We start from the raw sequence: 731 nt of genomic DNA, 5'->3' as shown, positions 1-731 counted from the left end.
TGCTTCTTGCTTCTCGCTTCTTGGATGTGAGCATCCACATCAAGTAGGAATTCATTCGCGAAGGTGGCGCATAGTCACCTTTCCGCCCTTACGGCGGGTCCCTTTTTGTCGTGGCAAAAAGGAACCAAAAACCGTCGGCTCCCATCATCCGGCCCCTGCGCTGCGCTCCGGGGTCCCCTCGCTCCGGGCTTGCTCCCGGGAGGACCGCGCTGCAGGCCCCATCCTGGGGCCCAGCGCTTGACGGGCATCCATGCCCGTCACCTCCCTCCGCAATCCCTGCGCTCGGCCTCCTGAAGTCGCAATCTGCGTCGCCTGAACTGCCGCGCGCTCAGAAGCAAAAGCCAAGAGCAAGAGCAACGGCGTTCTTCCAGGTATACCAGGCCGAGGGCAGCCTTGCCGGCGATATCCTTATCCAGATGACCGGGCAGAATCTCACCGAATGCATCGGCGGTGCCGGCCGATCACAGAGCTCGCTTTTCGCTTTTGATCTGGCTTCTAAGCGCGCGGTAGTTCAGGCGACGCAGATTGCGACTTCAGGAGGCCGAGTGGAGACCTTGCGGAGGGAGATGACGGGCATGGATGCCCGTCAAGCGCTGAGGCCCCATGGATGGGGCCTGCAGCGCGTGCTCCCGGGAGCAAGGCCGGAGCGAGGGGACCCCGGAGCGCAGCGTAGGGGCCGGATGATGGGAGCCGACGGTTTTTGGTTCCTTTTTGCCACGACAAAAAGGGAC

At 62.5% G+C, this 731-nt stretch carries 1 pseudogene; it reads left to right on the top strand.

The window, feature by feature from the left end:
- Positions 1-362 precede the first annotated feature (362 nt).
- A pseudogene (locus ACF8O8_RS19245) lies at positions 363-469 on the top strand (3-deoxy-7-phosphoheptulonate synthase); the annotation flags it as partial.
- Between the last annotated feature and the right edge of the window lie 262 nt (positions 470-731).

It is taken from the genome of Pseudomonas sp. TYF_14 (assembly GCF_043105275.1).
Lineage (GTDB): Bacteria > Pseudomonadota > Gammaproteobacteria > Pseudomonadales > Pseudomonadaceae > Aquipseudomonas > Aquipseudomonas alloputida.
Note: the sequence above shows the minus strand (reverse complement) of the source record. Positions and strands in the feature narration are given on the sequence as shown.